This is a genomic window from Mycobacterium sp. NGS62, from assembly GCF_059812285.1.
This window is the reverse complement of record NZ_JCALCK010000003.1, coordinates 99974-122011: the sequence shown is the minus strand read 5'-3', so window position 1 is coordinate 122011 and position 22038 is coordinate 99974. Positions and strand designations below refer to the sequence as shown.

At 66.7% G+C, this 22038-nt stretch carries 21 protein-coding genes; 16 read left to right on the top strand and 5 right to left on the bottom strand.

What is annotated here, in order from left to right; genetic code table 11:
* Window positions 1-33 precede the first annotated feature (33 nt).
* From AC5Y49_RS09940 to AC5Y49_RS09925, 4 genes are all read left to right on the top strand, one after another.
* Entirely contained in the window at window positions 34-477 is a 444-nt protein-coding gene (locus tag AC5Y49_RS09940; RefSeq protein WP_499886537.1) for a PPOX class F420-dependent oxidoreductase, read from the top strand.
* A gap of 70 nt (window positions 478-547) precedes the next feature.
* On the top strand, window positions 548-736 hold the full coding sequence (locus AC5Y49_RS09935) for a DUF5302 domain-containing protein (protein WP_499886535.1): 189 nt from the start codon (window positions 548-550) through the stop codon (window positions 734-736).
* A 99-nt stretch (window positions 737-835) separates the two neighbouring features.
* Window positions 836-1405, top strand: a complete 570-nt coding sequence (locus AC5Y49_RS09930; protein ID WP_499886533.1) for an HhH-GPD-type base excision DNA repair protein — start codon at window positions 836-838, stop codon at window positions 1403-1405.
* Window positions 1402-1548, top strand: a complete 147-nt coding sequence (locus AC5Y49_RS09925; protein ID WP_007169078.1) for a hypothetical protein — start codon at window positions 1402-1404, stop codon at window positions 1546-1548. Before AC5Y49_RS09930 ends, AC5Y49_RS09925 begins: the two co-directional genes overlap by 4 nt.
* An 87-nt stretch (window positions 1549-1635) precedes the next feature.
* On the opposite strand, the gene AC5Y49_RS09920 is transcribed toward AC5Y49_RS09925, so the two are convergent.
* Both AC5Y49_RS09920 and AC5Y49_RS09915 read right to left on the bottom strand, forming a co-directional pair.
* The gene (locus tag AC5Y49_RS09920; protein ID WP_499887229.1) at window positions 1636-2661 is read right to left on the bottom strand and encodes an Rv1157c family protein; all 1026 of its coding nucleotides are present in this window, start codon (window positions 2659-2661) and stop codon (window positions 1636-1638) included.
* Entirely contained in the window at window positions 2658-3287 is a 630-nt protein-coding gene (locus AC5Y49_RS09915; protein WP_499887227.1) for a hypothetical protein, read from the bottom strand. The genes AC5Y49_RS09920 and AC5Y49_RS09915 overlap by 4 nt, the downstream gene beginning before the upstream one ends.
* A gap of 133 nt (window positions 3288-3420) precedes the next feature.
* Between AC5Y49_RS09915 and AC5Y49_RS09910 the strand changes: the two genes are divergently transcribed.
* Window positions 3421-4677, top strand: a complete 1257-nt coding sequence (locus AC5Y49_RS09910; RefSeq protein ID WP_499887225.1) for a mannosyltransferase — start codon at window positions 3421-3423, stop codon at window positions 4675-4677.
* Here AC5Y49_RS09910 and AC5Y49_RS09905 read toward each other — a convergent pair.
* Entirely contained in the window at window positions 4655-4939 is a 285-nt protein-coding gene (locus AC5Y49_RS09905) for a 4a-hydroxytetrahydrobiopterin dehydratase (RefSeq protein WP_499886531.1), read from the bottom strand. The two genes, AC5Y49_RS09910 and AC5Y49_RS09905, sit on opposite strands and share 23 nt — an antisense overlap.
* Window positions 4940-4966: 27 nt before the next feature.
* On the opposite strand from AC5Y49_RS09905, the gene AC5Y49_RS09900 reads away from it, so the two are divergent.
* The 6 genes from AC5Y49_RS09900 to AC5Y49_RS09875 all read left to right on the top strand — a co-directional run bounded on the left by AC5Y49_RS09900 (window position 4967) and on the right by AC5Y49_RS09875 (window position 12935).
* Window positions 4967-5368, top strand: a complete 402-nt coding sequence (locus tag AC5Y49_RS09900) for a (deoxy)nucleoside triphosphate pyrophosphohydrolase (protein WP_499886529.1) — start codon at window positions 4967-4969, stop codon at window positions 5366-5368.
* Between the two features lie 440 nt (window positions 5369-5808).
* Window positions 5809-9477 carry a nitrate reductase subunit alpha gene (locus AC5Y49_RS09895; RefSeq protein WP_499886527.1) on the top strand — a complete coding sequence of 1223 codons (3669 nt, stop codon included), beginning with the start codon at window positions 5809-5811 and terminating at the stop codon, window positions 9475-9477.
* Window positions 9474-11114 carry a nitrate reductase subunit beta gene (narH, locus tag AC5Y49_RS09890; RefSeq protein WP_499886525.1) on the top strand — a complete coding sequence of 547 codons (1641 nt, stop codon included), beginning with the start codon at window positions 9474-9476 and terminating at the stop codon, window positions 11112-11114. The genes AC5Y49_RS09895 and narH overlap by 4 nt, the downstream gene beginning before the upstream one ends.
* On the top strand, window positions 11111-11764 hold the full coding sequence (gene narJ, locus AC5Y49_RS09885) for a nitrate reductase molybdenum cofactor assembly chaperone (RefSeq protein WP_499886524.1): 654 nt from the start codon (window positions 11111-11113) through the stop codon (window positions 11762-11764). The genes narH and narJ overlap by 4 nt, the downstream gene beginning before the upstream one ends.
* Before the next feature lies 1 nt (window position 11765).
* Window positions 11766-12521 (top strand): respiratory nitrate reductase subunit gamma, encoded by a 756-nt coding sequence (gene narI, locus AC5Y49_RS09880; RefSeq protein WP_499886522.1) that lies wholly within the window; start codon window positions 11766-11768, stop codon window positions 12519-12521.
* A 27-nt stretch (window positions 12522-12548) separates the two neighbouring features.
* Entirely contained in the window at window positions 12549-12935 is a 387-nt protein-coding gene (locus AC5Y49_RS09875; protein ID WP_499886521.1) for a MarR family winged helix-turn-helix transcriptional regulator, read from the top strand.
* Window positions 12936-12954: 19 nt separating this feature from the next.
* Here AC5Y49_RS09875 and AC5Y49_RS09870 read toward each other — a convergent pair whose 3' ends face one another.
* Window positions 12955-13125, bottom strand: coding sequence for a hypothetical protein (locus AC5Y49_RS09870; RefSeq protein WP_499886519.1), 171 nt, complete (start codon window positions 13123-13125; stop codon window positions 12955-12957).
* A gap of 73 nt (window positions 13126-13198) precedes the next feature.
* Here AC5Y49_RS09870 and typA point away from each other — a divergent pair, with 73 nt between their 5' ends.
* Together typA and AC5Y49_RS09860 are read left to right on the top strand one after the other, a co-directional pair.
* The gene (gene typA, locus AC5Y49_RS09865) at window positions 13199-15073 is read left to right on the top strand and encodes a translational GTPase TypA (RefSeq protein ID WP_499886518.1); all 1875 of its coding nucleotides are present in this window, start codon (window positions 13199-13201) and stop codon (window positions 15071-15073) included.
* A gap of 88 nt (window positions 15074-15161) precedes the next feature.
* On the top strand, window positions 15162-17042 hold the full coding sequence (locus tag AC5Y49_RS09860; protein ID WP_499887223.1) for an ABC transporter family substrate-binding protein: 1881 nt from the start codon (window positions 15162-15164) through the stop codon (window positions 17040-17042).
* Between the two features lie 27 nt (window positions 17043-17069).
* On the opposite strand, the gene AC5Y49_RS09855 is transcribed toward AC5Y49_RS09860, so the two are convergent.
* Window positions 17070-17660: a TetR/AcrR family transcriptional regulator gene (locus AC5Y49_RS09855; RefSeq protein WP_499886517.1), complete on the bottom strand. Its 591-nt coding sequence runs from the start codon at window positions 17658-17660 to the stop codon at window positions 17070-17072.
* Window positions 17661-17819: 159 nt separating this feature from the next.
* Between AC5Y49_RS09855 and mshB the strand changes: the two genes are divergently transcribed.
* From mshB to AC5Y49_RS09840, 3 genes are all read left to right on the top strand, one after another.
* Window positions 17820-18725: an N-acetyl-1-D-myo-inositol-2-amino-2-deoxy-alpha-D-glucopyranoside deacetylase gene (gene mshB / locus AC5Y49_RS09850; RefSeq protein WP_499886515.1), complete on the top strand. Its 906-nt coding sequence runs from the start codon at window positions 17820-17822 to the stop codon at window positions 18723-18725.
* Window positions 18726-18864: 139 nt separating this feature from the next.
* Window positions 18865-19296 (top strand): hypothetical protein, encoded by a 432-nt coding sequence (locus AC5Y49_RS09845; protein ID WP_499887221.1) that lies wholly within the window; start codon window positions 18865-18867, stop codon window positions 19294-19296.
* 97 nt (window positions 19297-19393) lie between these two features.
* Entirely contained in the window at window positions 19394-21997 is a 2604-nt protein-coding gene (locus AC5Y49_RS09840) for a bifunctional FO biosynthesis protein CofGH (RefSeq protein ID WP_499887220.1), read from the top strand.
* Window positions 21998-22038 lie beyond the last annotated feature (41 nt).

Here is a 22038-nt window from a genome sequence, read left to right as displayed (position 1 = left end):
CATGTCGTGATGGTAACCGAGTAAGCTTCCGGCATGGGACGCCAAGTGTTCGACGACAAGTTGCTGGCGGTGATCGCCGACAACTCCCTCGGCGTGCTGGCCACCATCAAGCGCGACGGGCGTCCACAGCTGTCCAACGTGCAGTACTACTTCGACGCCCGCCGCAACGCCATTCAGGTGTCGATCACCGAGCCACGGGCAAAAACGCGCAACCTGCGGCGTGACCCGCGGGCTTCGCTTCTGGTCAGCTCCGACGACGGGTGGTCGTATGCGGTGGCCGAGGGCACCGCGGAATTGACGCCCCCGGCGGGCGCTCCCGACGACGACACCGTGGGGGCGTTGATCGCCTTGTACCGCAACATCGCCGGCGAACACCCGGACTGGGAAGAGTACCGCCAGGCGATGGTCACCGACCGGCGCGTGGTGCTGACGATGCCGATCGCCCACGTGTACGGCATGCCGCCCGGAATGCGGTAGCCGCGCAGGCTCGTTGCGCCTGCTTGTCGGGCGGTACCCGCCCGCATCGTCGCCGCGCTAGGCTGCCGTCATGGCAGCATCCAACTCCGAATCGGATTCCACCTCGGAGGACGAAACCAAGCGCAGGTTCCGCGAAGCTCTGGACCGCAAGAAGGCTAAGTCAGCCGGTGGATCGGCGCACAAGGACAGCGGCGCCAAACAGTCGCGAACGCACGGTCCGGTGGAGAACCGCCGCGAATTCCGTCGCAAGAGCGGATAGTTACTGCACCACAAGGCTTTTTGCTGCTGCGCGGTCGCTATCCGCCAGCACTGTGGATGCCCGCGGCGCGGTGCTACCGGCCCGCTTTAAACTGTGCAAGTGCCCAACCTGCAGCTTGCTCAAGACCCGGCCGCCGACGCGCTGCTGGCGGCCAACCCGTTCGCTCTGCTCGTCGGCATGCTGCTCGACCAGCAGGTGCCGATGGAAACCGCGTTCGCGGGCCCCAAGAAGATCGCCGACCGGATCGGCGGTTTCGACGCCGCCGAGATCGCCGATTACGACCCGGAGAAGTTCGCCGCCCTGTGCTCGGAAAGGCCTGCGATACACCGCTTTCCAGGATCGATGGCTAAGCGGATCCAGGCCTTGGCGCAGCTCGTCGTGGATCGCTACCAAGGTGACGCCACCGCGCTGTGGACGGCCGACGACCCGGACGGGGCGGAGTTGCTGCGGCGGCTCAAGGGCCTGCCCGGTTTCGGCGAGCAGAAGGCACGAATCTTTCTGGCGCTGCTCGGCAAGCAATACGGCGTCACCCCGACCGGCTGGCGGGCGGCGGCCGGAGAGTACGGCAAGGCCGGTACTCACATGTCGGTTGCCGACATCGTCGACGCCCGGTCGCTCGACCAGGTGCGGTCCTACAAGAAGCGGATGAAGGGAAAGGCGGCAACGTGAAGACACATCTGACGTGTCCGTGCGGAGAGGCCATCGTCGGCAAGGACGAAGACGAACTGGTCGAACTGACCCAGGCGCACCTTGCCAGCGTTCATCCCGGCCTCGAGTATGACCGCGATGCGATCCTGTTCATGGCCTACTGACGGCTGACTCGTTACCGCGAGCGTGCGTGTTTGTACGCCGACACGCCGTGTGCGGCGTACAACTGCGCACGCTCGCGCCCCGAGCGACTACGGCACCACCGTCGAACCGATGGTGGGCATGAACTGGCACTGCTTGTCCTTGGTGGTGACCTGGCCGAAGATCGTCGACATGATGCTGCCCGACCCGGTGTCGGCGATCGCGGTCAACGTCGTGGGCCCCTCGGGGTTGATGTCTGCTTGCGGCTTGAGCGTGGCACTGCCTGACTTGCCGGTGGTCAGGTTGACCCAGGTGACATTCAACGGCAGCTTCTGCACCTCGCCGGGTCCAGGTGTGCCAACCGCGGTGAACACGTAGGCGGTCTGGCCGGGCCGGGGGCCGGGTGTCGGGATCTTGGCCGGCCCCGCGACGGACAGCGCGGTCGCGATGGCATTGCCGCCGTCGGCCAGGCAGTTGGTGCCGATCGAGGGATACATGAAGTCCTGCGTGGGCGGAGCGTCGGGGTTGTACGCCGGGGCGGCAGCCGGTGCCGCGGTGTCGGCAGCCGCCGGCGCCCCTGCCGACGGAGCTGGTGCGCCGGCGGGCGGTGCCGGAGCGGGCACCGGCGCGGCGACGGGCGCGATAGCCGGGGCCGGTGCCGTCGCGGCAACGGGGCCCGGGCCAGCGGCGTGGGCAGGGTCGATACCGGTGGGTAGATGTGCTTGGAAACCCGGTTCCACACCGACCGCCGGAATGTGGGCCGTCGGATCCTGCACGAACTGATTCACCGACGATGCAACGTTTTTCGATTCCGCCGGCGCCGAGGGATTGCGCGAAAACGCCGATGCGGCAGCCATCAGCAGCTGCGACGCCTGCTGCGGGTCGGCGGCAGCCTGCTGGATGATCGGGCTCAACTGGTCGAGCGCCGGCAGGCCGGGCAACTGCTGAGACGGCGCCGGTGGCGCGGGCGCCGGGTCCGCGGCGGCGGTCGGGCAGAGCCCGAATGCAGTGGTTGAGGCGATGGCCGCAGCGGCCAAACCAATGGTCAGATTCGAAGTGCGTACCACGGTGTTCTCCCGATCCTCGGTTGTGGTGAGCCGGCCAACGTGGGTTGGCCGGCTAACCGTGCGTGTCAGGGCAGTGCGGAGAGCGGTATCAGCAGCGGGTTGCTCGGCGCGGCGGGCGCCGGAGCGGCAACCGCGGGCATGCCCGGTTGCACGCCATGCGGAACCGGCAGGCCACCCGGAGCCAACGACGCCAGGTCGCCGGGCAGCGACACTTGCTGCGGCAGCGGCACCGGAAGGAACGGCACCTGGGGCATATCCAGCTGCGCCGTCGGCATCAGCTGCGCAGGGCTGGCCGGAGCCGCGGGAGCCGCCGGCGTAAGCCCCGGGATACCGGTGGATACCCCGGGCGTGGCCGGAGCGGTCGCCGGGGCGCCCGTGGTTGCGCCGGGCAGAAGCGAACTCGCACCGGGGACGGTCGACGCCGCGTTGGGAGCGCCGCCGGGCTGCTGCGGGGCCCTGATCGTGGCGCCGGCCAGCGGCGGCGGGGTGGACGGCGCGGGCGGGGTGGCCCCGAGAGCCGTCGCGAGGCTCTGCAGCATCTGTGGTGCGTGGGTTGCCGTGTTGACGAGCTGTTCCCCAATGTTGGGAGCCGGCACTGGCAGCGCCGGGTCGGCGTGGGCGACACCGCCGGCCAGCAACGCCGCTGACCCGCCGGCGAGGACGGCGGCCGCGCGTAACAACGTCCAAATGGTCATGGTTCTCCCTGGTTTCGACGACTGGTCGACCTGATCGTTCGCGTGATGCCAAAGTGACTCAAGTGACACGTGTGGCATTTATTCGATCGTTACGCACCCGAGTGATTGCGGTTATCCGGCCAGACGGCGCTGCCTGATCGATAGCGCCATCGCTAGAGTCGGGCGAATAGACACGACCCCGGCCGCCCCGGCGGCACCGATCATCCGCCGGCGCGCGATCTCGTTGAACGCTGCCGCGCCGGCGCTGTTGTTCTTGAGTGTCGCCGCGCGGCTGGCCTGGACCTACTTGGTGCCCAACGGCGCCAACTTCGTCGACCTGCACGTCTACATCGGCGGCGCAGCCGCCATCGACCACCCCGGCACGCTGTACAGCTACGTCTACGCCGACCAGACACCCGATTTCCCGCTGCCGTTCACCTACCCACCATTCGCGGCGGTCGTCTTCTATCCGCTGCACCTGCTGCCGTTCGGACTGGTGGCGTTCTGCTGGCAGGTCGGCACTATGGCCGCGCTCTACGGCGTGGTACGGATCAGCCAACGACTGCTCGGCGTGGCGGCCGGTGAAGGGCATCGTGTCGCGATGTGCTGGACCGCCGTCGCCATCTGGATCGAACCGTTGCGCAGCACCTTCGACTACGGACAGGTCAATGTGCTCTTGGTGCTGGCCGGCCTGTTGGCGGTCTACACCACCCGGTGGTGGCTGTCGGGTCTGCTGGTCGGTGTAGCGGCGGGGGTGAAGCTGACCCCGGCGATCACCGGTCTGTACTTCCTCGGAGTCCGGCGGTGGGGCGCCGCGGTGTTCTCAGCGGTCGTGTTCATGGCCACCGTCGCAGTGTCGTGGCTGGTCGTCGGCGATCAAACCCGCTACTACTTCACCGTGCTGTTGCGCGACACCAGCCGGGTTGGTCCGGTCGCGACGTCGTTCAATCAATCGTGGCGCGGGGCCATCTCACGCCTCGTCGGCCACGACGCCGGCTACGGCCCGGTGGTGCTGGCCGGGCTTGCGGTCACCGCCGTGCTGGCCATCCTGGCCTGGCGAGCGCTGAACGACGACGGGCTCGGCCGACTGCTGGTGGTCGAGTTGTTCGGGTTGCTGCTCTCGCCGATTTCCTGGACCCATCACTGGGTGTGGTTGGTGCCGTTGATGATTTGGTTGATCCACGGGCCGCTGTCCCGCCAGCGCGGCGCCGGAATCCTCGGGTGGGGCTGGCTGGTGCTGACGCTCATCGGTGTGCCGTGGCTGCTGAGCTTCGCCCAGCCGACGATCTGGCAAAGCGACCGGCCCTGGTATCTGGCCTGGGCCGGGCTGGTCTACATCGTCGCCACGCTGGCGACGCTGGCATGGATCGCGGCGACTGGGCGAACGGTCAGCTCCCCAGAATTCCGTTGATGTCGCGGGCCATCGCGATGTCGTTCTCGGTGATCCCACCCTCGGAATGCGTCACCAAGGCGAAAGTCACGGTACGCCAACGGATATCGATATCCGGATGGTGATCTTTGGACTCGGCGTGCTCGGCGACCCGGCGTACCGCGTCGATACCGGCGAGAAACGCCGGAAACTTGATCGACCGCCGCAAGGCACCGTCGGCTCGCTCCCATCCGTCGAGTTCGGGCAGTGCGGCGTCGACTTGCTCATCGGTTAACACAGCCATACTTCCGACGGTATACCGTCACTCGCGATGCCGAACCAGATCGTGGTCGCCGGCGCCATCATCTCGGATGCGGCGCTGCTGGTGGCCCAGCGCTGCCGGCCGCCGGAACTGGCCGGTCGGTGGGAGTTGCCCGGCGGCAAGGTGGCAGACGGTGAAACCGAGCCCGATGCGCTGGCCCGTGAATTGGCCGAGGAATTGGGTGTCGACGCCGACGCGGTCGAGGTCGGCGAACGCCTGGGCGCCGACATTGCCCTGAACGCCACGACGACGCTGCGGGCATATCGGGTAGCTCTGCTGCGCGGCGAACCCCATCCGCACGACCACCGCGCACTGCGTTGGGTGACCGCAGCCGAACTGCACGACATCGACTGGGTCCCCGCCGACCGGCAATGGTTGCCCGCGCTGATCCGGGCGCTCGACGCGCACTGAAGAGGCCTGGCTCAGCTTCGCAACGACCTGTCCGAAACGCGCACAGCGGTTTGCCAGGAAAGCCACAGAACTGTCGAAGGAACGCGTCGTAATCGGGTTTTTACAAAGCTAAACGGAATATTAACGTCCGCCTGTCATGCTGCTGCCAGCCTGAATGGTTTCGTGTAACCCGTGGATACGGCGGTTTCGGTCGACAACGGTGCGCGCCAGGTCGGCCACCCAGCATCGCCTATCAACAGCCCGCCGGTTGTCGGCGTGCTCGGCGTGGTCGCGAGCACTTATGCTTGTGAGCGGTTGCTGACCAGCGCGTGGGCCGCCGATGGTGACGGCCTCGTCGGGGCTGGTCAAACGGGTCGGCGAGATCGCCGTCGGGGCGCTGGCCAATCCCAAATACGCGGCGCTGAGGCTGCAGGCATACGGCACTGATGAGGAGGTCTTCGTTGACTGTGACGCCGCGAGTCGGAGGTCCTCTCGAGGAGTTGTTGGAGCGCAGCGGTCGCTTCTTCACTCCCGGCGACTTCTCCGCGGACCTGCGCACGGTCACCCGGCGAGGCGGCCGGGAAGCCGACGTGTTTTACCGCGATCGGTGGAGCCACGACAAGGTGGTGCGTTCGACGCACGGGGTCAACTGCACCGGGTCGTGCTCGTGGAAGATCTACGTCAAAGACGGCATCATCACCTGGGAAACGCAGCAGACGGACTACCCGTCGGTGGGGCCCGATCGGCCGGAGTATGAGCCACGCGGTTGCCCCCGCGGCGCCTCGTTCTCCTGGTACAGCTATTCCCCGACCCGGGTGCGCTACCCGTACGCGCGCGGTGTGCTGGTCGAGATGTTCCGGGAGGCCAAGGCTCGGCTCGGCGACCCGGTACTTGCCTGGGCCGATATCCAGGCCGATCCCGAGCGCCGTCGTCGCTACCAACAGGCCCGCGGCAAGGGCGGGTTAGTGCGGGTCAGCTGGGCTGAAGCCACCGAGATGATCGCCGCAGCCCACGTACACACCATCAAGGAATACGGTCCCGACCGGGTCGCCGGGTTCTCACCGATCCCGGCGATGTCGATGGTGTCGTTCGCCGCGGGGTCGCGGTTCGTCGAACTGCTCGGTGGCGTGATGACATCGTTTTACGACTGGTACGCCGACCTTCCGGTGGCGTCGCCGCAGGTGTTCGGCGACCAGACCGACGTGCCGGAATCCGGTGACTGGTGGGATGCCGCCTACCTGATGATGTGGGGCTCCAACGTCCCGATCACCCGCACCCCGGATGCGCACTGGATGGCCGAGGCCCGCTACCGAGGGCAGAAGGTGGTAACCGTCAGCCCCGACTACGCCGACAACACCAAGTTCGCCGACGAGTGGATGCCGTGCGCTGCAGGTACCGACGCGGCGCTGGCGATGGCGATGGGCCATGTGATCCTGTCGGAATGCTATGTGCAAAAACAGGTTCCGTTCTTCGTTGACTATTCGCGCCGCTACACCGACTTGCCGTTCTTGATCAAACTGGAAGAGCGCGGCGACACGCTGGTGCCGGGCAAGAACCTGACGGCCGCCGACATCGGCCAGCATGTAGAAAACGGAGCATTCAAACCGGTTTTGCTCGACGAGGTCACCGACACCGTCGTCGTGCCGCACGGGTCGCTGGGTTTCCGCTATGGCGAAGAGGGCGTCGGCAAGTGGAATCTCGACCTCGGTGACGTGGTGCCGGCCCTGAGCGTTGATCGTCCGCACGCCCTGAACGGTGATCGCACCAGCGCACTGGTGTCACTGCCCAGTTTCGACACCACCGACGGCCACGGCGAGATGGTGGCGCGCGGCGTGCCGGTGCGACGGGTGGGAAGCCATTTGGTGTGCACGGTCTTCGACCTGATGCTGGCCCACTACGCGGTGGCCCGGGCCGGGCTGCCCGGAGAATGGCCGACCGGCTACGACGACGCCACGATCCAGAACACCCCGGCCTGGCAGGAGCCGATCACCGGAGTGTCGGCCGCGCAGGCTGTTCGGGTTGCCCGTGAATTCGCCCGCAGCGCAGAAGAATCCGGCGGGCGGTCGATGATCATCATGGGCGGCGGCATCTGTCACTGGTTCCACAGTGACGCCATCTACCGCGCGGTGCTGGCACTGCTGATGCTGACGGGGTCGATGGGCCGCAACGGCGGCGGGTGGGCGCACTACGTCGGCCAGGAGAAGGTCCGGCCGCTCACCGGCTGGCAGACGATGGCGATGGCCACCGACTGGTCGCGTCCGCCGCGGCAGGTACCCGGCGCCTCGTACTGGTATGCCCACACCGACCAATGGCGCTACGACAATTACGGCGCCGACAAACTGTCCAGCCCGGTGGGCCGGGGCCGGTTCGCCGACAAGCACACGATGGACGTGCTGAGCTCGGCGACGGCGATGGGTTGGAGCCCGTTCTACCCGCAGTTCGACCGCTCCAGCCTCGATGTCGCCGACGAAGCGCTGGCAGCCGGCCAAGATCCCGGCGAATACGTGGCCGAGCAACTGGCTGCACGAAAGCTCAAGCTCTCGGTCACCGACCCGGACAATCCGGTGAACTGGCCACGGGTGCTTACCGTGTGGCGGGCCAACCTGATCGGTTCGTCGGGCAAAGGCGGCGAGTACTTCCTGCGCCACCTGCTCGGTACCGACTCCAACGTGCAGGCCGATCCGCCCAGCGACGACATCCCCGAGGGCAAGCTCGACCTGATGATGTCGATCGACTTCCGGATGACGTCGACAACGCTGGTCTCCGACGTGGTGCTGCCAGCGGCCACCTGGTACGAGAAGGCCGACATATCCAGCACCGACATGCACCCCTACGTGCACGCATTCAGCGCCGCGGTCGACCCACCGTGGGAAACCCGCAGCGACTACGACGCTTTCGGCGCCATCGCTCGCACTTTCAGCACGCTGGCCAAGCGGCATCTGGGCACCCGCAGCGACGTGGTGCTCACCGCACTGCAGCACGACACTGCGGACGCGATGGCCTATCCCGATGGCACCGAACGTGATTGGCTGCAAACCGGTGAGACGCCGGTGCCGGGCAAGACCATGGGCAAGCTCACCGTGGTGGAGCGCGACTACACCGCGATCTACGACAAGTGGATGACGCTGGGCCCGCTGGTCGACAAGTTCGGCTTGACGGTGAAGGGCTACACCGTGCATCCCTTCGAGGAGGTCAGGCAACTGGCCGCCAAGTTCGGGGTGATGAATTCCGGTGCGGGAGCAGGCCGTCCGGCAATCACCAAGGCCGATCGGATGGTCGACGTGATACTCGCGCTGTCCGGAACGTCCAACGGCCGGCTCGCCGTCGAGGGCTTCCGGGAACTGGAGAAGCGCACCGGCCAGCAGTTGGCCCACTTGGCTGAGGGCAGCGAAGAGCGCCGTATCACCTACGCCGACACCCAGGCTCGTCCCGTCCCGGTGATCACCAGCCCGGAGTGGTCCGGGAGCGAGACCGGCGGCCGCCGCTACGCACCGTTCACGATCAACATCGAACACCTCAAGCCGTTCCACACCCTGACCGGGCGGATGCACTTCTATCTCGCGCACGACTGGATTGAGGAGTTGGGGGAGCATTTGCCGGTCTACCGCCCGCCGCTGGACATGGCGCGGCTGTTCGACGCCCCCGAGCTCGGCCCGACAGGTGATGGAATCGGCCTGACAGTGCGGTATCTGACCCCGCACTCCAAGTGGTCATTCCATTCCACCTACCAGGACAACCTGTACATGCTGTCGCTGTCGCGCGGTGGCCCCACCATGTGGATGAGTCCAGCCGATGCAGCCAAAATCAGTGTGCGTGACAATGATTGGGTTGAGGCGGTCAATGCCAACGGTGTCTTCGTGTGCCGCGCGATCGTGTCGCACCGAATGCCTGACGGCGTCGTGTTCGTCTATCACGTGCAGGAACGCACCGTCGACGTTCCGCGCACCGAGACCACCGGCAAGCGTGGTGGTAACCACAACGCGCTGACCCGGGTGCGGATCAAGGCGAGTCATCTGGCCGGCGGGTACGGCCAGCATGCGTTCGCGTTCAACTACCTGGGCCCGACCGGCAACCAGCGCGACGAGGTGACCGTGGTGCGCCGCCGCAGCCAGGAGGTGAAGTACCAGTGAAGGTAATGGCGCAGATGGCGATGGTGATGAACCTCGACAAATGCATTGGCTGCCATACCTGTTCGGTGACCTGCAAGCAGGCCTGGACGAACCGCTCCGGCACCGAATACGTCTGGTTCAACAACGTCGAAACCCGCCCGGGTGTGGGTTATCCCCGCACCTATGAGGATCAGGACCGCTGGCGCGGCGGCTGGATACGCGACAAGAAGGGCCGGCTGCGGTTGCGTGATGGCGGCCGCATTCACAAACTGTTGCGGATTTTTGCCAACCCGAAGCTGCCCGGCATCGGCGACTACTACGAGCCGTGGACCTACGACTACGAGAACCTGACGTCGGCACCGCTGGGCGACACGTTCCCGGTTGCGCAACCGCGCAGCCAGATCAGCGGCAAGCCGATGAAGATCGAGTGGGGAGTCAACTGGGACGACAACCTCGCCGGCTCAACGGAAACGCTGCGCGATGACCCGGTGCTGAAGAAGGTCAGCGACGAGATCAAGCTCAAGCTCGAAGAGACCTTCATGTTCTACCTGCCGCGGATCTGCGAGCACTGCCTCAACCCGTCGTGCGTGGCATCCTGCCCATCGGGCGCGATGTACAAGCGCAGCGAGGATGGCATTGTGCTGGTCGACCAGGACCGCTGCCGTGGCTGGCGGATGTGCGTGTCGGGATGCCCTTACAAGAAGGTGTATTTCAACCACAAGACCGGCAAGGCCGAAAAGTGCACGTTCTGCTATCCGCGCATCGAAGTCGGGTTGCCGACGATCTGCTCAGAGACCTGCGTGGGGCGGCTGCGCTATCTGGGTCTGGTGCTCTACGACGCCGACCGGGTGCTGGAGGCGGCGTCGGTGGAGCGGGATACCGACCTGTATGAGGCGCAGCGCCGAATCCTGCTGGACCCCAACGATCCCGAGGTGATCACCGCTGCGCGCGGCGAAGGCATATCCGACGAGTGGATCGAGGCCGCCCAGCGGTCGCCGATCTACGCGCTGATCAACACCTACAAGGTGGCGCTGCCGCTGCATCCGGAATACCGCACCATGCCGATGGTTTGGTACATCCCGCCGCTGTCCCCGGTGGTCGACGCCGTCAGCCGCGACGGACACGACGGCGAAGACGTCGGCAACCTGTTCGGCGCGATCGAAGCGTTGCGTATCCCGATTCAGTACCTGGCCGAGCTGTTCACCGCGGGCGACACCCAAGTCGTCGACCAGGTGTTGCAGCGGCTGGCCGCGATGCGCTCCTACATGCGCGACATCAATCTCGGACGCGAGACCCAGCCGCACATCCCGGCGGCGGTCGGGTTGAGCGAGGAACAGATCTACGAGATGTACCGGCTGCTGGCCATCGCGAAATACGAAGAGCGTTATGTGATCCCGACTGCCTACACCGGTGAGATCCCGGCGGCGGCCGCCGACATGGAGTGCTCACTGTCGAGCGACGGCGGCCCGGGCATGTACGAGTCGGGTCCGTTCGCCAACCCCACCGAGGGCCCAGTGCCGGTGGCGGTGGAATCCTTCCACGCGATGCAGAAGCGCCCGCCGGACGGCAACGGCGGTCGTGCTTCGCGAGTGAATCTGCTGAACTGGGATGGCGGAGACGTGCCGGCCGGGATGTTCCCAGAAGAGCAGAAGCAATGAAACTGCTGACCAGATCGCGGGGTCCGGCTCTGGCCGACCGATTGGTCTGGCAGGCGGCCTCGCTGCTGCTGGCCTATCCCGACGAACACCGCGACGAGCGCCTCGACACCGCGGACGCACTGCTGGCCCATGTCGACGGGACCGCGGCGCAGCTGCTGGGGCGCACCGTCGCGGCGTTGCGAGCCACCGATCCACTGGCCGCAGCCACCGAGTACGTCGAAACCTTCGATATGCGCCGCCGCTCGACGATGTACCTGACGTACTGGACCGCCGGAGACACCCGCAACCGCGGCCGCGAAATGCTGGCATTCGCCAGCGCCTACCGGGAGTCGGGGGTGGAGCCGCCGCGCAGCGAGGCCCCCGACCACTTGCCCGTCGTGCTCGAGTTCGCCGCCACCGTCGACCCTGACGTGGGCCGCCGGCTGCTGATCGAGCACCGGATACCGATCGACGTGCTGCTGGGTGCGTTGACCCGCGCGCAGTCGCCCTACGCGCACGCCGTCGCCGCCGTGTGTGAAACGCTGCCGCCGGTCACCGACCAGGAAGTGCAGCGGGCTCACCGATTGGCCGAAGCGGGGCCGCCCGCCGAATCGGTTGGACTGCAACCATTCACATTGACCGTGCCACCGCGACGCGAAGGAGGCGGCTGAGTTGGACCGCGCCGCAATTTTCTGGGACATCTCGCCGTATGTCACATTGGCGATCCTGATCGTCGGCACCTGGTGGCGTTATCGTTACGACAAGTTCGGCTGGACGTCCCGCTCGTCGCAGCTCTACGAGTCGCGGCTGCTGCAGATCGCCAGCCCGATCTTTCATTTCGGCATCCTGACGGTTTTCGCCGGGCACGTCATCGGTTTGGTCGTCCCACCGACGGCCACCAAATGGTTGGGAGTCGGCGAGGAGACATACCACGTGCAGGCGGTCGTTTTCGGGCTCATCGCCGGGCTTTCGACACTGGCCGGGATCGGGTTGCTCATCTACCGTCGCGCGACCCGCGGGCCGGTGCGGATGGCCACCGCCCGCAGCGACAAAGTGATGTACGTGGTGCTGATGCTGGCGCTCGTCGTCGGCTTGTATTGCACCTTGCAGGGCACCGGGATCGAAGGCCACGCCCACGTGTACCACTACCGCAATACCGTCGGCGTGTGGTTCCGCGGCATCTTCATTTTCCGGCCAGGCGGGGAAAACATGGTCGGCGCGCCGCTGGACTACCAATTGCACGCGGCCATCGGGATGGTGCTGTTCTGCTTGTGGCCGTTCACCCGGTTGGTGCACGCATTCAGCGCGCCGATCGGATATTTGTTCCGGCCCTACGTGGTCTACCGCAGCCGTGACGCGGTTCGCCGCCGCGAAACGGGCGACAAGAACCAACTGGTGGGGTCGGCGCCCCGTCGCCGCGGCTGGTAGGCCGGCGATCGTCATATCGTGGCAGACATGGGTCTGCCCGATGACGTCTACGCGCGGTTGTTGCGGCTGCGGACCGATTTGCGCCGCTTCGAGCGGTGGAGCGCCGAGCAGGCCCGGGCTGCCGGTCTGACACCCATGCAGCACCAGTTACTGCTGGCGATCCGCGGACACGCCGACCGGCGTGGACCCACGATCGGCGAGGTCGCGGATTACCTGCTGCTGCGCCACCACAGCGCCGGCGAACTGACCCAGCGAGCCGAGGCCGCGGGGTTGGTCCGGCGCGTCCGCGACAGTGACGATCACCGGGTGATCCGACTACAGCTCACTGCCGAAGGCTCCGGTCGGCTGGAAGCGTTGACCGCGATACATCTCGAAGAGCTGGAACGGCTCAGCATCGCCTCGCTGGGGCGATAACGCCGAAGTGTGGCGGTTCTCACTCGCGCCGACGGGCGCGCCGGTAGACCTTCTGCAGCTTCTTGCCCCGAGTTCCGTCCTGATGCGCCTTGCGCACCGCCTGAATCACCACCGGACACCGTTGGCACCGCGGCGAGCTGCGGCAACACTTCTTCTTCGGCTTGGCATCGGCGAGCTTGCTGAGCTTCACAGTGGGTGGCGGTCCTGCCGAGTCACAGTGGGCGAGTTTCGCGAACTGGCCTCCACACTGCCAGAATCACCCGGTGCAGTTCCGTAACGTCGCCATCGTCGCCCACGTCGACCACGGCAAAACCACGCTGGTCGACGCGATGCTGCGGCAGTCCGGAGCGCTGCACGAGCGCGGTGAGGCCACCGAGCGGGTCCTGGACACCGGCGACCTGGAGCGGGAAAAGGGCATCACGATTCTGGCCAAGAACACCGCCGTGCACCGCCATCACAACGACGGCAGCGTCACCGTGATCAACGTCATCGACACGCCGGGCCATGCGGACTTCGGCGGCGAGGTCGAACGCGGGCTGTCGATGGTCGACGGAGTGCTGTTGCTGGTCGACGCGTCGGAGGGGCCGCTGCCGCAGACCCGCTTCGTGCTGCGCAAGGCGCTGGCCGCACACCTGCCGGTGATCCTCGTCGTCAACAAAACCGACCGGCCCGACGCGCGCATCGCCGAGGTCGTCGACGCCAGCCACGACCTGCTGCTCGACGTCGCAGCCGATCTCGACGACGAGGCGGCCAAGGCCGCTGAGGAAGCCCTTGGGCTGCCCACGCTGTATGCGTCCGGACGTGCCGGCGTGGCCAGCACGGCCCAACCCGATGACGGCCAGGTGCCCGACGGCAACAACCTCGACCCGCTGTTCGATGTTCTGCTGCAACACATTCCACCGCCCACCGGCAACCCGGATGCGCCGCTGCAGGCGCTGGTCACCAACCTGGACGCCTCGGCGTTTTTGGGCCGGCTCGCGCTGATCCGGATCTACAACGGCCGGTTGCGCAAGGGCCAGCAGGTGGCGTGGCTGCGCGACGTCGGCCCCAGCGCCGCGAAAATCACCGAACTGCTGGCCACCGAGGGCGTCGAACGTTCACCGACCGAAGAGGCCATCGCGGGCGATATCGTCGCGGTTGCCGGCATCCCGGAGATCATGATCGGCGACACACTTGCCGACCCCGCGAATCCTGTTGCACTGCCACGGATTACCGTCGACGAGCCGGCGATCTCGGTGACCGTCGGCACCAACACCTCGCCGTTGGCGGGCAAGGTGTCCGGACATAAACTGACCGCGCGGATGGTCAAATCGCGGCTGGACACCGAGTTGGTCGGCAATGTGTCGATCCGCGTGCTCGACATCGGCCGGCCCGATGCCTGGGAGGTCCAGGGCCGCGGCGAGTTGGCGCTGGCGGTGCTGGTCGAGCAGATGCGCCGGGAGGGTTTCGAGCTGACCGTCGGCAAGCCGCAAGTGGTGACCAAAACCGTCGACGGCAAACTGCACGAGCCGTTCGAGGCGCTCACCATCGATTGCCCCGAGGAGTACGTCGGTGCGATCACCCAGTTGATGGCGGCCCGCAAGGGGCGGATGGTCGAGATGGCCAACCACGCCACTGGTTGGGTGCGAATGGATTTCGTGGTCCCCAGCCGAGGACTGATCGGGTGGCGTACCGACTTCCTGACCGAGACCCGTGGCACCGGCATCGGCAACGCGGTGTTCGACGGCTACAAGCCGTGGGCCGGTGAGATCCGGTCCCGGCACACCGGCTCGCTGGTATCCGACCGGTCCGGTGCGATCACCCCGTTCGCGTTGATTCAGCTGGCCGATCGCGGGCAGTTCTTCGTCGAACCCGGACAAGACACTTACGAGGGCATGGTTGTCGGCATCAACCCGCGCGCCGAGGATCTCGACATCAACGTCACCCGGGAGAAGAAGCTCACCAATATGCGTTCGTCGACTGCCGACGTGATCGAGACGCTGGCCAAGCCGATCGAACTCGACCTCGAGCAGGCCATGGAGTTCTGTGCGACCGACGAGTGCGTCGAGGTGACGCCGGAGGTGTTGCGGGTGCGCAAGGTGGAACTCGACGCCACCACCCGGGCCCGCAGCCGCGCGCGGGCCAAGGCCCGGGCCTAACCGTCAATCGTCACCGAACGTGAAGTCATTGCGAAGAATCGCCGGGAATCTCGCAGCAGCTTCACGCTCGGCGCAAGCCGATACCCTGTTGGGCGTGCCGAAACCAGCGCGCCGCGCCCGCCTGGCGATCGCCGCGCTGGTCGTGGTGGTGGCCAGCTGCACCGTCAGCCCGCCGCCGGCGCCGCAGAGCACCGAGACGTCGAAGAGCGCGCTGCCCCCGCCGCCGCGCGTCACACAGATCATCATGGGCATCGACTCGATCGGCGCGGGGTTCAACCCGCATCTGCTGTCGGATCTGTCGGCGGTCAACGCCGCGATCAGCGCACTCGTGCTGCCCAGCGCGTTTCGTCCGGTGCCCGACCCCAACACTCCCACTGGGTCGCGCTGGGAGATGGATCCGACGCTGCTGGTGTCGGCGGAGGTGACCAGCGAAGACCCGTTCACCGTCACCTACAAGATCCGGCCGGAGGCACAGTGGACCGACAACGCGCCGATTGCCGCCGACGACTTCTGGTACCTGTGGCGGCAGATGGTCGGCCAGCCCGGTGTGGTGGATCCGGCCGGTTACGACCTGATCACCGGCGTGCAGTCGATCTACGGCGGCAAGCAGGCCGTCGTCACGTTCGCGCAGCCCTATCCGGGATGGCGGGAGTTGTTCAACAACATCCTGCCGGCCCACATCGTCAAGGATGTGCCGGGCGGCTTTCCGGCCGGGCTGGTGCGCGCGCTACCGGTCACCGGCGGACAGTTCCGGGTGGAAACCATCGACCCGCAGCGCGACGAGATCCTGCTCGCCCGCAACGACCGCTATTGGGGGCCGCCGGCCAAACCGGACCTGATCCTGTTCCGGCGGGCCGGTGCGCCCGCGGCATTGGCCGACTCGATCCGCAACGGCGACACCCAGGTGGCTCAGGTACACGGCGGCTCGGCGGCTTTTGCGCAACTCTCTGCGATCCCGGATGTGCGGACCGCCCGGATCGTGACGCCGCGCGTCATGCAGCTCACGTTGCGCGCCAACGTGCCCAAACTGGCCGATTCCCAAGTGCGCAAGGCGATTCTGGGGCTGCTCGACGTCGATCTGCTGGCCGCGGTGGGAGCCGGCAGCGACAACACCGTCACCCTGGATCAGGCGCAGATCCGCTCGCCCAGCGACCCCGGCTACGTGCCGACGGCGCCGCCGGCGATGAGCAATGCTGCGGCGTTGGGGCTGCTGCAGAGCTCCGGGTACCAGATCGAAAGCGACGCATCAGCGTCCGTGCCGCCACCGGACGCGGATTCGCCGACCACACCGCTGGGCGCCGGGCCGCCCGAAGTCACCCGCGGCCGGGTCAGTAAGGACGGCAAGCAGCTGTCACTGGTTATCGGGGTGGCCGCCAACGACCCGACGTCGATCGCCGTTGCCAACACCGCTGCCGACCAGTTGCGCAACGTCGGTATCGCCGCGACGGTCCTGGGGCTGGATCCGGTGGCGCTCTACCGCGAGGCGTTGGTCGACAACAGGGTGGACGCCATCGTCGGGTGGCGCCAGGCCGGCGGGAATTTGGCGACGCTGCTGGCCTCGCGGTACGGCTGCCCCGCCCTGGAGGCGACGGCAGTGTCGACCGCGGCGGCGCCGACGTCCAACGCTGACGAGTCTCCGACATCCAAGGCGGCTCCGGGGACACCGACGCCGGGATCGAGCCGGGCGCCGGAGCCGGGCGCGCTGGTGCAGGCGCCGTCGAACATCACCGGAGTCTGCGACCGCAGCATCCAGTCCAATATCGACGCCGCGCTCAACGGCACCAAGAACATCAACGACGTGATCAATGCGGTCGAGCCGCGGCTGTGGAACATGTCCGCCGTGCTGCCGATCCTTCAGGACACCACGATCGTCGCAGCCGGACCCAGCGTACAAAACGTGAGCCTTTCCGGCTCGGTGCCGGTGGGGATCGTCGGCGACGCGGGGGAGTGGGTCAAAACAGCCCGGTAGGGCCGGCGTTTGCACTGCGCCGCAGAGCTATTCGCTGCGCACCGGGATCACCGTGTCGACGATGCGCATGAGTTGGCGCTTGTTCGGCGGAGCGCCGGTGAGCAGCAGATGCTGATTGATCAACGCCGGTCCGACTCGCGCAGTCAGCGACGTGAGCGCGTCTGAATCAACGTCGCCGTTACGTTCGCCGGCTCCCAGAATCGATTCGATGATCCGCAGCCGGGGAGCCACCACGGCGTCGGCGAAGATGGCGCGCAGTTCAGGTTCGTGAATGAGCTGGCCGATGATGGCCAAGCTGGGAAACGCCGTCTTGCCCGCCAGCACATCGCAGTGCGCGGTGAAGACCGCCAGCAGATTCTCGCGTGCCGTCCGGTCCGGGCGCGGCTCCGCCAGCGGCGGCAACGCGTACTGCATGGCGGCCTGCACCAAGTCATGCTTGCTGGACCAGCGTCGATACAGAGCGGCCTTACCCGTCCGGGCCCGCGCGGCGATCCCTTCCATCGTCAGCCCGCCGTAGCCCACCGCCGCAAGCTCGGCCAACGCCGCGTCGTACAACGCGTGCTCGAGTTCTCGGCCACGCCGTCGGCTGCGGACTGCGGTGCTCTGCTGAATCATCATCTGATAGTAGTCACCAGCGTTTCTCAGCGGCATCAGTTGGTGCGGCTGTCCATGCGGCCCAACCGTTTCCGCTATCCACGCGGGGACTCGCCACGGCTGGCGCAACGGCAGCGTCTACTAAATATTCACGATGCCGCGCACCGTGGGTATCGTGCGTTCATGCAGGAGACGCCGCGGCTGCTGTTCGTGCATGCGCACCCCGACGACGAAAGCCTCACCACCGGTGCCACCATCGCGCACTACGCCGCTCGAGGGGCTCAGGTCCATGTCGTCACGTGCACGCTGGGCGAGGAGGGCGAGGTCATTGGCGAGCGCTGGGCGCACCTCGCCGTCGACCACGCCGACCAACTCGGTGGCTACCGCATCGGCGAACTCACCGCGGCGCTGCATGCCCTGGGCGTCGGTGCGCCGATCTTTCTCGGGGGCGCGGGACGCTGGCGTGACTCGGGCATGGCCGGGACGGCGCCGCGGCATTGGCAACGATTCATCGACGCCGACGAACGCGAGTCGGTCGGCGCGCTGGTCGCACTGATTCGCCAGTTACGCCCACACGTCGTGGTGACCTACGACCCCAACGGCGGCTACGGGCACCCCGACCATGTGCACGTCCATGTCGTCACCACGGCGGCAGTGCGTGCGGCAGCCACCGAGGACTATGCCGGCACGCCGTGGACGGTTCCGAAGGTGTACTGGACGGTCATGGCCAAAAGCGCCATCGCGGCGGGACTCAGCGGACTCGAACCCGATGATTTGCGACCCGAATGGGCAGTGCCGACGGATAGCGGTGAGTTCGACGCGCTCGTCTACTCCGATGACCAGATTGACGCCGTCGTCGACGCCCATGCCGCACTGCCCGCCAAGCGAGCGGCGCTGGCCGCGCACGCCACCCAGGTCATCGTCGGACCCACCGGACGGGCGTGCGCGCTGTCGAACAACCTGGCCCTGCCCATTTTGGGGCAGGAGCACTATGTTCTCGCGGCCGGCGCCGCGGGAGACCGCGATCAGCGCGGCTGGGAAACCGACCTGCTGGCCGGACTCTCAGTGAACGACGTGGCCACGCGGTAGGCTTTCCGAACGAGGCCGCCGCGGAAGGAACTGATATGGATCCCGACCTGGACTACAACCAGCAGCACTGGCAGGACCGGCTCGACAGCTTCCAGTGGGTGATCGGTTCGCTGGTTGCTCAGCTGGACAGCGTTCCCACCTGATCGCTACGAAGCCGAGCGCCGGGTCGGCTGAGAACACCGGCGCGACGGATCCCGCTATTCGGATCGTCGTCCTGACGCTGCTGGCCGTCGACGGCATCCTCTCCGCAATCGTTGGCGCGCTGCTGCTACCCGCCTATATCGGTTCGATTCCCTTTCCCATCAGTGCATTGATCAGTGGTCTGGTCAACGCGGCTCTGGTCTGGGCGGCCCGGCGATGGACACAGTCGGCGCAGGTGGCGGCACTGCCGCTGTGGACGTGGTTGTTGACGGTCGCGGCGATGTCGTTGGGCGGCCCCGGTGACGATTGCATTCTGGATACCTGCACCGGCAGGTTCGTGCGCCCGCTGCTGCTGATTGTGCTGGGCGTGGCTCCGCCGGGCTGGGTGCTGTGGCGACAGCGAACCCGTCGCTCAGGGGACCAGCCTTAGCGTCATCGGCGGCCGCTACTGTTGCGCGTATGGCATATGCCGGGATTTCGGATTGCTGGGCGCGGATGAAATCCGGCCGGAGGGAAGTTACACCACCGTGCCGCTGAGATCCGGCGATGAGCCGACCGTGCTGCCCAACCCCGCAGTGCCGCCGAAACCCAGCACGTCTGCGCTGCGGCGGGTGTTGCGGCGAGCCCGCGACGGGGTGGCATTGAACATCGATGAAGCGGCCATCGCGATGACCGCGCGGGGTGAAGATCTGGCTGAACTGTGCCGCAGCGCGGCGCGGGTACGCGACGCGGGCCTGCAATCGGCTGGGCGACGCGGTGCGCACGGCCGGCTGCCGGTCAGCTACTCGCGCAAGGTGTTCATCCCGGTCACACATCTGTGCCGCGACACCTGTCATTACTGCACATTCGTGACCGTGCCGGGTAAGCTGCGCGCTCACGGCGCCGGGATGTATCTGGAACCGGATGAGGTCCTCGACATCGCCCGTCGCGGCGGCGAACTGGGTTGCAAAGAAGCACTATTCACCCTTGGTGACCGGCCTGAGCAGCGCTGGCCGGAGGCGCGCCAGTGGCTTGACGAACGCGGGTATGACAGCACGCTGTCCTACGTGCGGGCGATGGCGATCCGGGTATTGGAGGAAACCGGGCTGCTGCCGCACTTGAACCCCGGCGTCATGAGCTGGTCGGAGCTGTCGCGACTGAAGCCGGTGGCGCCGTCGATGGGCATGATGCTGGAGACGACGTCGCGGCGGCTGTTCGAAACCCGCGGGCTGGCCCATTACGGCAGCCCGGACAAAGATCCGGCGGTTCGGCTGCGCACGCTGACCGACGCCGGCCGGCTGTCGATTCCGTTCACTACAGGTTTGCTGGTGGGCATTGGCGAGACGCTGCATGAGCGCGCCGACACCCTGCACGCGATCCGCAAGTCGCACAAGGAGTTCGGCCATATTCAAGAAGTGATCGTGCAGAACTTCCGGGCCAAGGAACACACCGCAATGGCGTTGGCGCCAGACGCGGGCATCGACGACTTTTTGGCCACCGTGGCGGTTGCGCGACTGGTACTCGGACCGGGAATGCGAATCCAGGCGCCGCCGAATTTGGTGTCGCGGGCCGAATGCCTGGCCCTGCTCGCCGCGGGTGTCGACGACTGGGGCGGTGTCTCCCCGCTGACTCCCGACCACGTCAACCCGGAACGGCCCTGGCCCGCTCTGGACGAGCTCGCCGCCGTCACCGCCGAAGCCGGTTATGACCTGGTGGAGCGGCTGACCGCGCAGCCCAAATATGTGCAGGCCGGTGCGGCGTGGATCGATCCCCGTGTCCGTGATCACGTTGCGGCGCTTGCCGATTCAGAGACCGGCCTGGCCCGCGACCTTAAGCCGGCCGGTATGCCGTGGCAAGAGCCCGACGACGTGGGATCGTCGGGCCGGGTGGATTTGAACGCCGCGATCGACAGCGAAGGCCGCAGCACCGAGGCCCGCAGTGACCTCGACAGCGCGTTCGGGGATTGGGATGCAATCCGTGCGCATGTCGAAGAGCTGGCTGCGCGCGCACCCGAGCGCATCGACACCGACGTACTGGCCGCACTGCGCGCTGCCGAACGCGACCCCGCCGGCTGCTCCGATAACGAGTATTTGGCGTTGGCGAACGCCGATGGCCCTGCGTTGGACGCTGTTGCCGCACTGGCGGATTCGCTGCGCCGTGATGCCGTCGGGGACGACGTGACGTTTGTGGTGAACCGCAACATCAACTTCACCAACATCTGCTACACCGGGTGCCGGTTCTGCGCGTTCGCCCAACGCAAGGGCGATGCCGATGCCTATTCGCTGTCGACCGCGGAGGTCGCCGACCGGGCCTGGGAGGCCCACGTCGCGGGCGCGACCGAAGTGTGCATGCAGGGCGGTATCGATCCTGAGCTGCCGGTCACCGGCTACGCCGACCTGGTGCGGGCCGTCAAGGCCCGGGTGCCGTCGATGCACGTGCATGCGTTTTCGCCGATGGAGATCGCCAACGGGGTGACCAAGAGCGGGCTTTCGATCCGGGAGTGGCTGATCAGCCTGCGGGAGGCCGGCCTGGACACCATTCCGGGAACCGCCGCCGAGATTCTCGACGACGACGTGCGCTGGGTGCTCACCAAAGGAAAGCTGCCGACGTCGGAGTGGATCGACATCGTGACGACCGCCCACCAGGTGGGGCTGCGGTCGTCGTCGACGATGATGTACGGCCACGTCGACAATCCGCGGCATTGGGTTGCCCACTTGAACGTGTTGCGCGGCATCCAAGACCGCACCGGCGGTTTCACCGAGTTCGTGCCGCTTCCGTTCGTGCATCAGAGCTCGCCGTTGTATCTGGCGGGCGCGGCGCGGCCCGGGCCCAGCCATCGGGACAACCGCGCTGTGCATGCGCTGGCCCGAATCATGCTGCACGATCGTATTTCTCATATCCAGACCAGCTGGGTGAAGCTTGGTGTGGAGCGCACGCAGGTCATGCTCAACGGCGGCGCCAACGACCTGGGCGGCACCCTGATGGAGGAGACCATCTCGCGGATGGCCGGCTCGGAATACGGGTCGGCGAAAACCGTGTCCGAGTTGGTGGCAATCGCCGAGGGCATCGGCCGCCCCGCCCGCCAGCGCACCACCACGTACCTTCCTGTTTCTGCGCGAGCGTGCGTGTCCCCGGCCGACACGCCGCGCTGAGGACCGGGAACACGCACGCTCGCGGCGTGATGAACCGTCCG